The organism is Chryseobacterium elymi (assembly GCF_003385495.1).
Taxonomy (GTDB): domain Bacteria; phylum Bacteroidota; class Bacteroidia; order Flavobacteriales; family Weeksellaceae; genus Chryseobacterium; species Chryseobacterium elymi.
The window spans coordinates 114,492-130,729 of record NZ_QNUH01000011.1 but is presented as its reverse complement, the minus strand read 5'-3'; the positions used below and the strand labels follow the sequence as shown (position 1 = coordinate 130,729).

The window sequence follows — 16,238 nt, the reverse complement described above, 5'->3', positions numbered from 1 at the left end:
AGTCATAACAATATTGAAGAACTTGTTATGACCAAACTGCCAGATCAATTGTAGCTGATACACATTATCTGTGAAGTCTCTAAGGTAAGCCTTAAGGAATATCCTTGTCAAGGATCATCAGGTAATATTAATTATTGTTGGAGGAATTGAAAAAATTTAATTAAACCAGATTCAATACATATCCCAGAGACGATCCCAATAAAACAATCCATACACTATTGATCTTTTTAAAGCTGAAACTTAGTAACAGACATATCACTGCTATAAGAACTGCCCGCCAGTCGCTGATGCTTTCTTTTGCCATCACATAGCAAACGGAAACAATTATCGCTACTGATGCTATATTTACAGCATCCAAAAATTTAGAAAAGAGACTTGAATTCCGCATCACTTTTACAATAGGATTTAATAATGCTACAAATATAAATGACGGTAAAAAAATGCCTATCGTAGAAACTGCCGCTCCCAGCCAGCCGTTGATCTGATACCCAATAAATGCAACTGAAGAAAATACAGGCCCCGGCGTAAACTGTCCCACGGCAATTGCGTCTATGAGTTGCTGCCTTGTCAACAACCCTTTTTCTACCAGTTCGGCATCCAAAAAGGCAAATAATACATACCCGCTTCCATATAAAATAGACCCTATTTTAAGAAATGTCAGAAACAGACTTACATTGGCCGCTGAAAATAAATTGAAATCTGAAACCTGTAATATACCCAGAGGTAAAAAAGAACTGATCGTTTTCCTGCTTGAAAGCAATGATAGAGCCATAGCTAATAATCCGGCACCAAATAACAACAATATTTCATTGACACCCATTAAAGCCAATACCAGTACTGCTCCACCAATGACCCCAAGCTGTATATTTTTTAATGATTTTTTTGCCAGCGGTAAAACGGCTATCAGAATAATTGAAATAATAGCAGGTTTAATTCCATAAATAAATGGCTGAACCTCAGGAAGCTGTCCATATTCTTTATACAGCCATGCAAAAAATAATGTTATCATTACTGCCGGAAATATAAAGCATAATCCTGCTACAATCAAACCTCTCCATCCCGCTCTGTCCTGTCCTATATGCATTGCCATTTCGGTACTGTTAGGCCCAGGAATAAGATTTGTAGCCCCCATAAGATCCAGAAAATGCTCTTCACTCATCCATTTTCGTTTAGCAACAACTTCCTGTTGCATCATGGCTATATGGGCGGCCGGACCACCAAATGCAGTAACTCCCAAAGTAGTAAAAACACGGACAAGTGCCTTTAGTTCATTATTTCTGTTCACGGCATATCAGATTTTTATCTATTGAAAAATTACCACTTCCAAAATACAGTAAAAAGACCAGAAGCATCGTCATTGCAAAATCTGTTCTGTATTCATGGGCAAAAACCCAAAAGCCCTTGTCCAGAAAAGTTGGGATTTTTGTTGTAATAAAAGCTACGATCATAATAATTAATAAAGGAATAGCAGCCAATCTGGAAATAAAACCTAAAATAAGTAAAATTCCACATACAATTTCCACCGAACCTACCATTGATGCCCAAAACTCAGGGTTTTGGAAACCTATTTTTGCAAATCTTCCTGCACCTACACTTTCGGGATTAATAAATTTCTGTAATCCTTCTGACAGGAAAATTAATCCTGCCGTTAAACGAAAAATGAATAACGGAAGAGGTTTTGTCTGAATAATCCTGTTGATCATGATTACATTTTATACAAAAATATATTATATTTTGAATATAAAAATAAAAAAGGAACCCAAATTGAGTTCCTTTTATCTAATAAGTCAGGGTAATTCCAGCTCCCCAGCCCATTTCATTATCATAATTTCCTGAAAAAGAGAACCATTTCCGGACGATATATCTCAGCCCGGTTGAAAATTCTCCATCAGAATTGAGGCTGAAATTTCCTCTTATCCTTCTGGATATCGGAATATCTTCCCGGCTTAGTTCCAGCAATACTTTTCCGTTATGGTCTACACTTGCATCTGCTGTAATCAGCATGGGTAAAAGATACTGTAACCCAACCATGAAAGCATATTTGTCTTTTGAAGCTTTCTGCTGTCCGAACCAGGTTTTCTTACCATGGAATTCCATTCCCATATCTTCGGCCATCTGTCTTTCCATGATCTCATGATTTTTCTGAATTCGGAAACCGGCATATGGAAGCGCCCACTGGAATTTCCCAAGGAATCTTCCGACTTTCACATTTCCTTCAAAATGATCAAAATCCCAGTTGGAATGAAATTCGTTCAGGTTAGCCCATCTCGGTCCGAACATCGTCATCGTTTCCGCATGTACTTTATTGCTCGCAATATCCAGCATTGCCATTGAGCTGACCATCCTGTTATCCTTCAGGAAGTTTTTCCAGGCCAGTTTTTTGTCAGGCAGCTGTGGATTGGGTTTTGAATTTTCGTAACTGAATATTCTTCCCATTCCGGCCATCATATGATATAAAATATGGCAGTGGAAAAACCAGTCGCCATCCTGATTAGCGACAAATTCAATGGTAGTGGTTTCCATTGGCATGATATCCACTACATTTTTCAGCGGGGAATATTCTCCTTTTGAATTGATCAGTCTGAAATCATGGCCATGAAGGTGCATCGGGTGGCGCATCATCGAATTATTGTACATCGTAATTCTCAGGACTTCACCTTTTTTAACCAGAATCTTATCTGTTTCCGTAACCGTTTTATTGTCTAAAGTCCACAGATAATGGTTCATATTTCCTTCTAACGTAAACTTCAGCGCTCTTACATTCTCGTCCGGAAGAACAGTCTTTTCAGGAGATTTCAGGAGGTTATATGAAAGTCTTTTGATTGTTTTGTTTTCCTTCATATCCATTCCTGAATGACTTTCGTGCCCGGCGGCTGAGGCTCCTGAAGTCGCCTTCGAATGATCTGCTTCCTTGGTCTTAACGCCCATCATTTCATTCATATGCTTCATCGTCATTTTCCTTTGGCTTTCAGGCAGTTCAGGATACATCACTTCATTCATATCCATCATCTGGTTGCTCATTGTCATATTCATTGGCTTCATATTCCCACTCATTTCCATCATTCCGTTCATCATTTTCATTCCTTCAAAAAGCAACAGTCTCGGAAGATTGGGTGCTTCCACTTTCTCACCGGAACCCAGCCAGAGTGAAGCATGTCCTACCCTGTCTTCTGATGTAGAACGGAATTCAAAACTTTTGTTTTCAGGAATGGTTACCTCAATGTCATAAGTTTCCGAAACTCCAATGATGAGACGGTCAACTTCTACCGGAACCACATCATTCCCATCATTCCCGACTACTTTTATTTTTCCGCCTCCGTAATTCAGCCAGAAATACGTGGATGATCCGCCATTGGCAACTCTTAATCTCACTTTATCACCTGCTTTCAGATTGGAATAATCAGAGCTTGGAAGCCCATTGATCAGAAATTTATCGTAATAAACATCACTCACATCCATAGCTTCCATCCTTTTCCATTCATTCAAAGCTTTTGTTCCGAAATTTCCGGATTTAATAGCTTCCCAATAACTCTGTACTGCATTTTTCTTGATCGCATACCAGTCTGTATTGGCCATATGAAGTCTTCTTGCGATCTGCATCGGGTCTTCATCGCTCCAGTCTCCTAATAATACTGGTATTTCAGCATTATACGATGGTTTCGGATCTCCTTCTCTTTTATTGAATACCAGAATTCCATTCATTCCGATCTGTTCCTGCAACGCTTCATGGGAATGGTACCAATACGTTCCGTTTTGAGACACTCTGAATTTATATAAATGAGTTTCGCCAGGTTTCACAGGTTTTGTGGTAAGGTATGGAACCCCATCATGTTCATTGGGGAGGATTACCCCGTGCCAGTGAAGTCCTGTATTTTCCTTAAGCATATTGTGAAGATAAATCTCCGCTGTATCTCCTTCCGTGAAGTATAAGGTGGGAGCCTGCAACTTTCCGTTGATCGCAATCGCTCTTCGTTTTTTTCCTGTAAAGTTCACGATTGTATCTTTTACATACAGATCATATCTCACTGTTTTCCCACCAAATGTCACTTTTCCGTTTTCAGAATTCCTTTTGAATACAGACTGATCTGTTTTTGGTTCTTCCACAACAGCATGCTGATGGTTCTCTTTTTCTACCAGTTCCATTCCGCATTTTGGACACTTTCCCCGTTTGTCTGAAGTGACTTCAGGGTGCATGGGACAAGTGTAGACAGCAGCAGGCTGAGATTTTGATTGAGACTTAGAAGCTTTAGGCTGAGGATTAAATTTTGTTTCAGGTTTATCTTTTCTGACTTCTTTTGGCTTTACATTAACCTTAGCCTTAGTCTGAATTTTAGTATTATCCTTATTGGTCTTAACTTCTGCAGGCTTTTGTACTGCTTTCTTCTCAGGCTGTGGTACAGATTTCGGTTTTACCGCAACGGTTTTCTTTACCAGTGTCATTTTGCACTTCGGACAGTCTCCTGGTTTGGAAGATACAACTTCAGGATGCATAGGACAGGTATAATAGATTTTCGTTGTTTGTGCGAAGGTAAAAACAGAGAACAAAAGCACCAGAAATATGATTAGTTTTTTCATACTATTCCGAACTTTTTAAAAGTCGCACAAATTAAAGTTAATCATAACTTAATCCATGCAACTCATTGTTTTAAAATAAAATACAATAATTATTTAATTTCTGACTTTACACTTCCGCAAGAAAGCATAGATTTTCCGTAATAAGGATTAACGATTTGTTTTTCATCACTTAACCAGCTGGAATCAGCCATTGGGCAATATTGTACGTAAACCGGTTTTTCTGAAAGCTTAAATTCTTTCGTCAAAGCGATCATATTCTCAGAAAGATTGGAAAATGTCTCTCTTTGAGCTGTGATATTCCTGGCATCGGAAATCACTGTAGCATCTTTTCTCAAAATATTAAGATTGCCTTCTGAAACCACCTTGTAGTCTACAGTTGAAGCTGTCTTGATAAACTCTGCTGCGGCTTTTGAAGTTTTATCTGCATCATCAGAAGCCAGGGCCGATTTAATGGCAATGTAGTTCTGATACAGTTTTGAAACCCGGGCGTCTTTTTTAGACTGTGCAGAAAGTGAAGTGATTGAGAATAAAGATAATGCTGCTGTAATGATATACTTTTTCATTGTTTTAAATTTTAGAATTAATTTTTAAATAAAGAATAATTGAAACGCTACATGCGTCGAGCCGTGTTGCTCTCGAAGGAGTGATCATCTGATCCACCAGACAACAGACGGATCTTAAATTCTAAAATTACAATGATTGATATAGATAGGAACTGGCCTGTATTCAGGCGGTCCGTTGATTCTTATCTGAGTAAATTTTGTAGCCGAAAAAGATTTGTCAACAAAGAAAAACTGTTGCTGTGTTAAAACCGGAGCGATCTGACCTAAAAAATTAATCATCAGCAGATCAGATTTCTGGGAATCATCTACTTTTACGACTTTAATTTCAGTCTTACAGCATCCTTTTTTTTCTTTGACACCACATTTGCCACAAATATCTGAGGTTTTCTGGCTTACAGAAACAAATTCCTCCATACAGAAATGCACGCTGAAAGCTGCTCCGGAAGAGAATCCAAAGTAGAAAACAGAAAATAGTATGGCAAGAATCTTTTTCATTGATAAGACAAAGGTAAAAATATCCCTGAAACTGCTGTTATAAAATTCTGTATACTTGTTATAAAATTCTGCTTAATGAAAAAGCTTCTGAAATGTTCAGAAGCTTTTTTTATTTTATTCTCTCGCTGATTTTGCAGATTGAGCAGGTTGTTTTATTGGCTGGCCAAATTATAATTTCTAAAATCTAACTTCTTTTTTACAGTTTGAATTCAAGCTTAACATTGAAAAAACGTCCTGTAAGACGCACCGGAACCGGATACATTACACTTGAATTGTAATCTGTGATCCATTGATTGGCCACGGTATTATTAATATTAAATGCATTAAACACCTGAACTCCTAAAGTTAATTCTTCAAAGTTACCCCAGAAACCATAGCGCTTTTTTTTGTCTTTGGAATCGATGAATACTTTTGAAAGCCCTAAATCCACCCTTTTGTAAGCAGGTAGTGTTTTTTGGTACTGATAAGGATCTGTGAAAACAGGTGCCCCATTCGGAAGTCCCATTGCATATACCAGGGTAAGATTGACACGCATGGACGGGAATTTAGGCATATAATCCTGATAGAACATCGCAAATCTGAATCTCTGATCGGTAGGTCGCGGAATATTCCCTTTTCCGTCAATATTCTCATATACCCTTGCATAACTTGCAGACAACCAAGAATCTACACCTGGAACAAATTCCCCGAATAATCTGGTATCAATTCCATAGGCATATCCTGAAGCATTATTTTTTCCTGAATAACGGATTCTTACATTATCCATATAATAAGGAATCAGATCATCCATTTTCTTATAATAAGCTTCTGTAGTCAGCTTAAAAGGCCTCTCATACATATAAAACTCATAGTCGTTGGCAAGAATTAACTGTATGGAACGCTGAGATTTTATATCGGAATTGAAATTTCCGTCAAGATCTTTGATCTCTTTGTAGAAAGGGGCCTGGTAATAGATCCCTCCGGAAAGCTTGAAGAGCATATCCGTATCCCAATCTGGTTTTATCGCAAACTGGAATCTCGGTGAAAAGATCGTTTCTTTATTGAAGCTCCAGTTTGAAACTCTGGCTCCGGCATTAAGGAATACTTTGCTGGCGCCCCAGTAAAATTTCTGGGAATACTGCGCATAAGCAGACAGTCTTGAAGGTTCTATTTTATTTTTCCCTGCAATCTGGTAAAACAGCTCCAGATCTCCTGATTCTCCTGTCCGGGGATCATCAATAGGACGTGGAATACTATATCCTGCGTTGTCTACCAACTTCCATTCGTTGGTATTGTCATTCAGGTTCTCTTTTTCATATTTAAATCCGACTTCTATATCAGTATTAATATTCGGAGAAAATTTTGCTCTGAACTGTGTTCCGTAAGTTCTTACAAACAGGTCATTCCTCGCATGTTCTATCTGCCCGCCACCATCAAAAGAGGGGTTGGGTGCTCCTGTCACAATATCAAAAGTCTGGATCTCATAGCTTGAAGCAATAGAATAATATTCTTTTTCTCTGTTCTGATACGCAAAACTGTCCAATGTAAATTTCCATTGATCCGAAGGCTTATAGTTCAGGGAAAAAGTTCCCATCATATTTTTATACATATCCTGTTCCCGTCCGCCATAGCCAATGTTTACCGTAATTGGCTGCTGAAGGCTTCCAAAAGTGACGCTCTTGGCTTTCGGAACCATTTCATAATCGTTCTTGGAATAGTACCCGATGAACGACATGGAGAATTTATCGTTGAGATGATAGTTGATATAAGACTGGAAATCCCAATAGGTAGGGTTAAAATCCGTATCCTCGTTCAGTGTATTCAGAACTAAATTGGTATTTCTGTATCTTCCTGAAAATAAAGCAGTCAGTTTTTTATTCTTTGAAGCCAGACCTGCTGTCAATCTTCCTCCTATTAAACTTGCTTCTCCGGAAAGTTCAAATTTTTCAGGCTCACGGTAGTAAATATTCAGTGCGGAAGACATTTTATCTCCATATTTCGGTTCAAATCCTCCGGCAGAGAAATTGACCGTCGAAACCATATCAGGATTGATGATACTCATCCCTTCCTGTTGTGAATTTCTGATCAGAAAAGGTCTGTAAATCTCAATATCGTTAATATAGATAAGGTTTTCATCATAGTTTCCGCCACGTACCATATACTGTGAAGAGAGCTCTGTATTGGAGTTTACAGAAGGTAATGTTTTAAGAAGACCTTCAATTCCTCCACCTATGGTAGCGATTCCTTTTGCATCTTTTGCGGAGATTTTTACATTGGTAATGTCATTTGTTTTCCCGATCACTTTTTTCTGGAAAACGACTTCCTCAATATCGGTTACTCTTTCCGCAGTATCTTTTTTTCTGTTTTGAGAGAAAATCAGCACGGGAACCATAAGGCTTAGTGGTAAAACTAGTTTTTTCAAAAGAAATATTTTAAGAATTTCTAAAAATAGGGATTTTTTAACAATTACAAAATTGATTCTCTAATTCTTGTTAATTTCTGTAACAAATCTTCTAATAAATCTAATCTTAACATGTTGGCTCCGTCTGACAAAGCGGTTTCCGGCGTAGGATGAGTCTCAATAAAGATTCCGTCTGCTCCTACAGCAATTCCTGCTTTGGCTACCGTTTCTATAAGATCTGGTCTTCCGCCCGTAACTCCGGAACTCTGGTTTGGTTGCTGCAATGAATGGGTAACATCCAGAATAACAGGCGCATATTGCCTCATGGTAGGTATACCTCTATAATCGACAATAAGGTCCGTATATCCGAAGGAATTTCCTCTTTCAATAATAGCCACTTTCTGGTTATTGGAATCTGTAATCTTCTGAACAGCAAATTTCATTGATTCCGGAGAAAGGAACTGTCCTTTTTTAAGGGTTACGCATTTCCCTGTTTCTGCCGCAGCCACCAAAAGATCAGTCTGGCGCACTAAAAATGCGGGAATCTGAAGTACATCAACGTATTGTGCAGCCAGCGCAGCATGTTCATTTTCGTGAATATCTGTTGTAGTAGGAATATTAAAGGTCTCTCCTACTTTTCTAAGAATTTCAAGGGATTTTTCTTCACCGATGGTTGTAAAAGAATCTACACGGCTTCTGTTTGCTTTTTTAAAACTTCCTTTGAAAATATATGGGATATTATATTTATCCGTTAAGCTGATTACTTTTTCTGCTATTCTCAATGCCATATCTTCACCTTCAATGATGCAAGGACCGGCAATAAGGAAAAAGTTTTTTGAATCTTTGTGATGGATATTATCTAAATACTGGATCATTTTTATGTACAATTAAAAAGTTCAGTAAAAATACTTATAAAGTTCCAGAATCGAAAATTATTTGAGTTTAAGATTATAGATTCAGAGTTTAGGGTTTAGGGTTTAGGGTTTAGGGTTTAGGGAATATAAAAATTTTGAAGGGGTAAAAAGATATCTATTAAAATTAGAGGTAAGTAATTAAATATTTTTGTTTCTCGCAGATTTCACAGATTTTGCAGATTATTTTTGTAGACGATTACAATGATTATTTATTGTTTTCTATACTATTCAAATAATATGAAATCATTAATGTAATCTGTGGGAAATATAGGCACTTAAAAAAATCGAACTTCTAGGAATTCATTTTTTTCAGAATCTTTTCAAAAGTATTGATATTGCGGCTGGTGAATTGGTCTTTAAGGCTTTTCTTGCCGAGAACTTTACCAAAAGAAGAATCTAAAGTATTTCCTTTCGGGATTTGCCAGTAAAATATTTCGTCAACGATTTCGGCTTTTTCGTTTTCAGCTTTGGAAGCAGCTTCAAATTCTGCATTCAAAACATTTTCTATTCCGGGATTTCCCACAAAGGCATAAATATGCAGGTCATCTTTTTTCTCAAAAGGAATGCTGTTCCAGAAAACCTCCGTTTCTTCCTGTGATTTTATGAATAAGAAAGCTTCGTAAGAAAAATGATCGGACATTGCTTTTTCTAAAATTTTCTTTAAATCCCCGGCATTTTTATCAGAAATGAACACAATATTTCCGGAAGCCAGTACCGAACCTACATCCTGCATTCCGGCATCTTTAAAAACCTGGCATACATCAGCCATTTTCATGTTGGTTCCTTTTACGTTGACACCACGGAGAAAAGCACAATATTTCATATTTTTAGGAATTAGATAATAGGTAATAGGTTGCAGGGTTTTAGGGTATAAGAGTGTGTACTTCTTCCCGGTTTTCCATCAATCTTCCAATTATTCAATCTTTTAATCATTCTTAATATATAAATTATAATCCGTTCCGGATGGTTTAAGATGATAAATTTTTTCCAGGATAGGGTTATCGCTTTTCAGGTTATCCTTTATTCTGAATTCTTTCATCAGCTTATAATGTGTCTGATAATATGCAGCATCATTTCCTTCAAATAAATTCTTATAGGAAAGAAGATATTTTGGCTTTCTGCTTTTCACGGTATTGATCCAGTAATGGGCTTTGTCTTTTTTTATTTCTGTCTGGATCTGCTTATCTACCAATCCTACTTCGTCAATGGTTTTTAATCCTGAAAAATAAGGTACATAGCCAGCAGGTTCCAAAAGAATCCATTGTTTTTTATCTTTTTCGAAAGTATCCAAAAACAGTCCGATCTCTCTGCGGTAATTCCATTCTCCATGTCCTGTGGCAATGGCATGCATGGTTTGGAAAGCCAGCATTGGAACTACATAAAATATAACCAGTAAGGATAACCATACATTTCTCTTCTCTTTCTGCTCCAGGACAAATATAAGGATGGGAACAAAAAGCAGAAGCTGCGGCACCCAGTAATACCAGTCAAATAAACTTTTTTGAGAGAGGAAAATAATCTGTTTTACCCAACCGAAAATAAAAATCATCCATAGAAAATAATTTCTCTTTTCTCTCTGTCTTACAAGATAAATAAAACACAGCAGCTCAAATATCAATATGACGATGGTCACCGGATTGAAGTTTCCGGGAAGTTTAAGCATTCCCCAAAAATTACCGAAACTCGCCAGAAAATAGTTGATATGCTGTGCAAAAGTGAAGTCTTGTTCATACAGAAGTTTTTTGGCGACAATGGTATTATTAACCAGCTCTCCAAAATACAGCCAGTTAAAAGACAATATGGATAAAACACCCAACATTCCTCCAAAGACATATTGCCATCTGATTTTTCTGTTCCAAAAAATATCAACAAGAAATACAATGCCTAAGAAGATCACCGTATCAATCCTTGTAAACATAATTAAAATCGGAAAAAGAATCAGTGCCCATCTTTTGTTTTTGCTGAAACCGTAATACAGAAGCGCCATTTCCAGAAAGAAAAGTATTCCGTATTCCATTCCAAGAATAGAAATTTTAATGGAAGGCGGCAATATTCCGATTAAAAATATAAAAATAGCTTTATGCCACGGATTCTTAAGAGTGAGATGCGCAAGAAATAATGTTCCTACGGTAAAAAGTATGGAATTAAAGGTCAACAGGGGTTCAATAAAATATTCTTTTCCGAAGATCAGATTGAAAAGGTAGGACACAAAAACATACAGATGTGTGGTAGAAGCTGAAATTTTGGTTTCTCCGTTGAAACCTATTACTCCATAATCCAACAGATTCTGGGCAACCCTCCAGGTAATGAATGCATCTTCCTGGATATAGTGAGTCAATAAAAAAAGAAGTTTAAAAACAACCGTAAAAATTACGGCATAGATTGGGAGTCTATTATTTTGAGCCATCACGCATTTTTAATATCACAAATATAATCTTAAATTTATGAATCCAAAGACAAAAAAAAACGGAACTTTTAGTTCCGTTTTTTTGCTAATATTTATTAATATTTTTTATTGCGTAGCTTTAATGATTGCGGTAGTGATCTGTTCTTCTTTTTCTTTTGAATACGTAGAATCGAAAGGTTCCATCACATCAAACAAATATTGGTAGAAAGGTGAAATCTTCTGTATATTTTCAGATTCTTTCCTGGCCTTTTCTTTACCCATCTGCTGAAGATCTTTGAGGAAGGTATTGAACTTTTTATCAATTGGTTCTATAGATTTTACCAGGTAAGCATATGCCTTTTCATTCTGTCCCAGTTTTTTATAGGCATCTGTAACCGCAGCTACCACAAGAGAATATTCCATTGGTTTGGATCTCATCTGTCTTCTTGCAAAATTCTGATCAGCTGGGGAAAGACTCAGATAATAATCATATTCCTCAAAAATACCTTTTTTCAGAAGCTCTGCCAGCTGAAGTCCTTTTTTCTCCTGCCCTGCAATGATATATCCGGTTACCATAGAGCTCAATGAGCGGGGATCATTAAATTTCTCTGCAGGAATCTCTTTTGAGGCAAGATCTAATAATTCTATAGCTTTAGCTTTCTGTCCTTTTAATGCCAACGCTGAGGCTGCTCTGCTTGCTGACATTCTGTAACTCATAATGTTCGAAGTAGCAGTTTCATCAAAATGAGTATTCAGGTCTTTAAAATTACCCCATCTGAAGTTTTTCACAACATTATAAAGTGAATTGACATCTACCCTGCCCATATCTCCGTCTTCATTTGGAGCGGTATGGATAGGAACCAGTCTGTAACTGAATCCGTCAAACTGAAGATATTCGTTCAGGTAGAAAACATTTTCACTGTCATAGATTCCTCCCGATGAGAAGTTGATAGGACGTTTCCAGTCGAAATTGGCCAGCATATCCAGCATGATCAGGTTGTTTTTATAGAGCGTGTTTCCTTTATAAGTGATCATAATCTGGTTCATCACGTCCGGAAGGTCTGCCTGGGTGATGATTCCTGCTTTTAAAGCATTTTCTTTATTCACCGGAAGAATGAACTTGTTTACCGGAAGGATATTGTATTTCTCAAATTTCTCTTCCCCAAAATACATTTTCAGAAGCTCATCCTTTTCAGGAGATTTGAATTTAATAAAATCAACAGCCTCTTTCAGAGTCAGTGAATCCTGCGTAAGGTATTTTCTGAAGGCTCCAAACTGAGTATCAGGAACTCCCTGCTCTTTCAGCATAGAGAAAACTCCTTCCCAGTCTTCTTTCTTCATCATGTAGATCTGGTCATTTACACCGTCTCTGTAGTCCTCGTGAGTCAGTTCACTTGGAATTCCTGCGGCATTATATGTTTTTCTTTTAATCTGATCTAAGTTCCAGGGAGTTGAAGCAAGAGTAAAATTAACCACTTTAACATCATCTCTGAATCTTTCTGTTTCCTGGATAGCCCATACCGGATATGTATCATTATCTCCGTAAACGAACAAAATATCGTTTTTAGGAAGTGATTTTAATACTGAATAAGCATAATCATAAGCCGTATATCTGTTGCTTCTGTCATGGACATTGTAGTTCTGGAAGCCCATCATAAAAGGAACACCTAATAAAACTACTCCTAAAGCGATGTTTGCCCCATTAGATTTTATCTTAGACTGGATAAACCATAAAATAGCCCCGGCTCCAAGGCCAATCCAGATTGCAAATGCATAAAAAGAACCTACCATCGCATAATCTCTTTCTCTCGGCTCGAAAGGCTTTACACCGGTATAGAAAATAATTCCGACACTTGTTAAGATAAATAATGAAAGCAGTGCATAGAATCTTCCAAAGTCCCTGTTAAGCTGGAAAAAGAAACCGATTAGTCCCAAAATTAAGGGTAAGAAGAAGAATTTAACCGTACTTTCATTCTTGAATTTTGCAGGCATTTTATCCTGGTTCCCCAGTAAGGCATTATCAATGAAAGGAATTCCGGAGATCCAGTTTCCTTTTGTGTTTTCCATATTTCCTTCAAGGTCGTTCTGTCTTCCCACGAAGTTCCACATCAGGTATCTTACAAAGTAATACCCGTTCTGGAAAGTAATGAAATAATCCATATTCTGAGCCAGTGAAGGCTTCTGAACATTGATCAGGTTGTACGGCTTCACCTTCAGGTAATCTGCTGCCGTAATGGTTTTATCTTCATATTTTGCTCTCAGTTCATCAAAGATCTGTTTAGCCTGTGGATTGTCTGCCACATCTTCATTGGCATAATTGAAGGTAAAGTCAGGAGCTCCGTACATGGAAATGTAGTTTGCCATCACATCTTTGTCTTCATTAAACATTCTTGGCATCAGGCTGATCTGAGATTTACTGAATATATAATTGAACCGGTCTCCGGTTTTTCTGTAAGTTCCGGTTTTCTCATCCTTTTCATAGATCTCACCGGTTTTCTTCGTTTTGAAGCTTCCGTCCTCATTTTTCTCAATCCCGTTGGCATCAAGGAAAGCAGTATAGTTTTGTCCGTAAATAGTTGGCCAGTCACCATATTGCTCCCTGTTATAATAATCCAGCATACCAATGGCAGTATCAGGATCGTTAAGGTTCATCGGAGGGTTAGCATTTGCTCTGATAGGAATAACCATCCAGCAGGAAAAGCCAATGATCATGAATACTATTGACAATGCAGCCGTCTGATATATGTTTTTCTTCGCTCTTCTTGCATATTTAATCATAAAATAACAAGCTGCTGTCATTAAAATAAATGCTACTATCGTTCCTGAGTGGAAAGGAAGTCCAAGTCCGTTCACAAAGAATATTTCCAGTCTTCCGAACATGGTCATGATCAAGGGGAAAATAATTTTGAAAACAATGATCAGAATTCCCAGTGTGATCGCATTAGCCCAGATAAAGTTTTTCCAGGTAAACTTGTAGTTTCTTGCATAATATACCAGACAAACGGCTGGCACTGCAAGCATCCCCATCATGTGTACTCCTACAGAAAGTCCCAATACAAAGAAAATAAGGATGATCCATCTTTCACTGTCTTTCGCCAGGTATTCATTTTCCCATTTGGTAATTAACCAAACGAGTAAAGCAATAAACATGGAAGCCATGGAATATACTTCTCCTTCTACAGCAGAAAACCAGAATGTATCTGAAAAAGTAAAGCATAATGCTCCTACAGCTCCTGCAAAAAGAATGGAGATTTCCTGGTGTTTTGTAATTTCATCAAAATCCTTGTTCAGCAGCCGTCTTACAAAATGGGTAATCGTCCAGAATAAAAATAAAATCGTCAACGCACTGAACAATGCAGACATTGCATTGATTACGATAGAATAGTTTTCACCTTTCCCTAAAGCAAAAATGGCTGCCACGGCACCCACAATCTGGAATAAAGCGGCTCCGGGAGCATGCGTTACTTCAAGTTTTACAGCTGAGGAAATGTACTCACCGCAGTCCCAGAAACTGAAATTCGGTTCTATGGTCGACAAGTACGTGAAAAATGCAATGATGAAAATCACCCATCCTAAAACGGTGTTCCATTGCCTAAAAGTCCAATTTTTCATAGTATTAAATCAATTACGCGAAAATAAGGCTTTTATACCATTCTGTGGTGTTTTTAACAAAATTTAAAAATTTTGGCGTAGTATTTGCGATTATACTTCAGCTAAGATTGCAAATCAGAAAATAAATTTTGCTGAATCGCTGGCTTGAAATCAAACAAAAGTTTAGTAATTATTTATTTTTTTGTATTTTTGCGGTCAGATTTTATTGAAAATAACAAATAATGAGTAATGTTTACGATAATATTCTTGGCCTAATAGGAAATACTCCTATGGTGAAGCTTAATACTGTTACAAAAGATATTCCTGCAACCGTTTATGCCAAGTTAGAATCATATAATCCTGGACATTCCACAAAAGATAGAATAGCACTTCATATTATAGAAAATGCTGAACAAAAAGGTTTATTAAAGGAAGACTCTGTAGTTGTAGAAACTACTTCAGGAAATACCGGATTTTCTATAGCGATGGTCTGTATTATCAAAGGATATAAATGTATTCTGGCGGTAAGCGACAAAACGAAGCCCGAAAAAATTGCCTATTTGAAAGCATTAGGGGCTACGGTATACATTTGTCCTGCCAATGTGGCTGCAGATGATCCCAGATCTTATTATGAAGTAGCTAAAAGAATAGCTTCAGAAACACCAAATTCAGTTTACATCAATCAATATTTTAATGAATTGAATATTGATGCACACTACCAGACTACCGGTCCTGAAATTTGGGAGCAGACAGAAGGTAAGGTTACCCACCTCTTCGCCTGCACTGGAACGGGTGGAACATTGTCCGGTTCGGGTAAATTCTTAAAAGAAAAAAATCCGGATATCAAGATTATCGGAGTGGATGCTGATGGTTCTATCCTGAAGAGCTACCACGAAACAGGAGAAATCCATAAAGAAGATGTTCATCCTTATCAGATTGAAGGAATGGGCAAAAACTTAATCCCTGCTGCCCTGCTTTTTGACAAGGTAGATGAGTTTATAAGAGTAAATGATGAAATGTCCGCATACAGAACCCGTGAAATAGCCCTTAAAGAAGCTATCATGGGAGGTTATACTACAGGAGCCGTAACCCAGGCGCTGATTCAGTATGCACAGTCTCACGAGCTTACCAAAGATGATATTATTGTCCTGATCTATCCTGATCACGGATCAAGGTATATTACTAAGGTATACAGCGACAAATGGATGGCCGAACAGGGTTTTGTAAATAACTGCGTACACAATTATGATGAAGTTTTCAAGACAGAATTTATTAAATAGATTTAAATAAACCACGATACAAATTAAGCCTTTTGTGTTCCGCAGAAAAGGCTT

General features: G+C 37.4%; 11 protein-coding genes. 1 reads left to right on the top strand and 10 read right to left on the bottom strand.

Going from position 1 to position 16,238, the window contains the following annotated elements; all coding sequences use genetic code 11:
• Positions 1-160 precede the first annotated feature (160 nt).
• The 10 genes from chrA to DRF60_RS13875 form a co-directional block, all read right to left on the bottom strand.
• A complete protein-coding gene (gene chrA / locus DRF60_RS13920) occupies positions 161-1,285 on the bottom strand; it encodes a chromate efflux transporter (protein ID WP_116012625.1) in 1,125 nt (374 codons plus the stop codon).
• A complete protein-coding gene (locus tag DRF60_RS13915) occupies positions 1,272-1,703 on the bottom strand; it encodes a DoxX family protein (protein WP_116012624.1) in 432 nt (143 codons plus the stop codon). The genes chrA and DRF60_RS13915 overlap by 14 nt, the downstream gene beginning before the upstream one ends.
• A 76-nt stretch (positions 1,704-1,779) precedes the next feature.
• Positions 1,780-4,575, bottom strand: a complete 2,796-nt coding sequence (locus tag DRF60_RS13910; protein ID WP_185144593.1) for a multicopper oxidase domain-containing protein — start codon at positions 4,573-4,575, stop codon at positions 1,780-1,782.
• 89 nt (positions 4,576-4,664) lie between these two features.
• Positions 4,665-5,138: a DUF3347 domain-containing protein gene (locus DRF60_RS13905; protein WP_116012623.1), complete on the bottom strand. Its 474-nt coding sequence runs from the start codon at positions 5,136-5,138 to the stop codon at positions 4,665-4,667.
• 114 nt (positions 5,139-5,252) lie between these two features.
• Positions 5,253-5,633 carry an HYC_CC_PP family protein gene (locus DRF60_RS13900; protein WP_238640213.1) on the bottom strand — a complete coding sequence of 127 codons (381 nt, stop codon included), beginning with the start codon at positions 5,631-5,633 and terminating at the stop codon, positions 5,253-5,255.
• Between the two features lie 196 nt (positions 5,634-5,829).
• The gene (locus DRF60_RS13895; protein ID WP_116012622.1) at positions 5,830-8,034 is read right to left on the bottom strand and encodes a TonB-dependent receptor plug domain-containing protein; all 2,205 of its coding nucleotides are present in this window, start codon (positions 8,032-8,034) and stop codon (positions 5,830-5,832) included.
• A 44-nt stretch (positions 8,035-8,078) separates the two neighbouring features.
• On the bottom strand, positions 8,079-8,888 hold the full coding sequence (kdsA, locus tag DRF60_RS13890) for a 3-deoxy-8-phosphooctulonate synthase (RefSeq protein WP_111960978.1): 810 nt from the start codon (positions 8,886-8,888) through the stop codon (positions 8,079-8,081).
• 331 nt (positions 8,889-9,219) lie between these two features.
• Complete coding sequence (locus DRF60_RS13885) at positions 9,220-9,750, bottom strand: DUF1697 domain-containing protein (RefSeq protein WP_116012621.1); 531 nt, start codon at positions 9,748-9,750, stop codon at positions 9,220-9,222.
• A 102-nt stretch (positions 9,751-9,852) separates the two neighbouring features.
• On the bottom strand, positions 9,853-11,334 hold the full coding sequence (locus DRF60_RS13880; protein WP_116012620.1) for an LTA synthase family protein: 1,482 nt from the start codon (positions 11,332-11,334) through the stop codon (positions 9,853-9,855).
• A 105-nt stretch (positions 11,335-11,439) separates the two neighbouring features.
• Positions 11,440-14,925: a glycosyltransferase family 117 protein gene (locus tag DRF60_RS13875; protein ID WP_116012619.1), complete on the bottom strand. Its 3,486-nt coding sequence runs from the start codon at positions 14,923-14,925 to the stop codon at positions 11,440-11,442.
• A 221-nt stretch (positions 14,926-15,146) separates the two neighbouring features.
• On the opposite strand from DRF60_RS13875, the gene DRF60_RS13870 reads away from it, so the two are divergent.
• Positions 15,147-16,184 carry a PLP-dependent cysteine synthase family protein gene (locus DRF60_RS13870; protein ID WP_116012618.1) on the top strand — a complete coding sequence of 346 codons (1,038 nt, stop codon included), beginning with the start codon at positions 15,147-15,149 and terminating at the stop codon, positions 16,182-16,184.
• Positions 16,185-16,238 lie beyond the last annotated feature (54 nt).

What these genes read in the sequence shown, in the direction of transcription:
- DRF60_RS13900 (WP_238640213.1), bottom strand. Translation starts at nt 5,633, where the DNA reads ATGAAAAAGATTCTTGCCATACTATTTTCTGTTTTCTACTTTGGATTC.
- kdsA (WP_111960978.1), bottom strand. Translation starts at nt 8,888, where the DNA reads ATGATCCAGTATTTAGATAATATCCATCACAAAGATTCAAAAAACTTT.
- DRF60_RS13870 (WP_116012618.1), top strand. Translation starts at nt 15,147, where the DNA reads ATGAGTAATGTTTACGATAATATTCTTGGCCTAATAGGAAATACTCCT.
- DRF60_RS13880 (WP_116012620.1), bottom strand. Translation starts at nt 11,334, where the DNA reads ATGGCTCAAAATAATAGACTCCCAATCTATGCCGTAATTTTTACGGTT.
- DRF60_RS13905 (WP_116012623.1), bottom strand. Translation starts at nt 5,138, where the DNA reads ATGAAAAAGTATATCATTACAGCAGCATTATCTTTATTCTCAATCACT.
- DRF60_RS13875 (WP_116012619.1), bottom strand. Translation starts at nt 14,925, where the DNA reads ATGAAAAATTGGACTTTTAGGCAATGGAACACCGTTTTAGGATGGGTG.
- DRF60_RS13915 (WP_116012624.1), bottom strand. Translation starts at nt 1,703, where the DNA reads ATGATCAACAGGATTATTCAGACAAAACCTCTTCCGTTATTCATTTTT.
- DRF60_RS13885 (WP_116012621.1), bottom strand. Translation starts at nt 9,750, where the DNA reads ATGAAATATTGTGCTTTTCTCCGTGGTGTCAACGTAAAAGGAACCAAC.
- DRF60_RS13910 (WP_185144593.1), bottom strand. Translation starts at nt 4,575, where the DNA reads ATGAAAAAACTAATCATATTTCTGGTGCTTTTGTTCTCTGTTTTTACC.